Origin of the sequence: Paenibacillus camelliae, assembly GCF_023715345.1 — a bacterium.
Lineage (GTDB): Bacteria > Bacillota > Bacilli > Paenibacillales > Paenibacillaceae > Pristimantibacillus > Pristimantibacillus camelliae.
Genome location: NZ_JAMBNY010000082.1, coordinates 1 through 271, shown reverse-complemented (window position 1 = coordinate 271; position 271 = coordinate 1). Strand labels below are relative to the sequence as shown.

Sequence of the window (271 nt, the reverse complement as noted above, 5' to 3'; positions counted from 1 at the left end):
CATCGGCGCTGAAAGGCTTAACGGTCGTGTTCGAGATGGGTACGCGTGGTTCCCTTTCGCCATCGTCACCAAACGTTGTAGATGCTTCCGAAGTGGCTTGCACCCTCAAAACTGGATATGAAAGTTATGAATCTCCTTAGCGTTTCAAGCAGAAGCATATGCTTCCGATGTGACTTGTGAACCTTCGCTTGCGCTCCGTATTCAAAGTCTGTAGGATAAGCCCTCGACCGATTAGTACTGGTCAGCTCCATGCATTGCTGCACTTCCACCC

1 rRNA gene is annotated in these 271 nt (G+C 50.2%); it reads right to left on the bottom strand.

Going from position 1 to position 271, the window contains the following annotated elements:
- A 5S ribosomal RNA gene (rrf, locus tag M3180_RS22510) occupies positions 1-73 on the bottom strand; the annotation flags it as partial.
- Positions 74-271 lie beyond the last annotated feature (198 nt).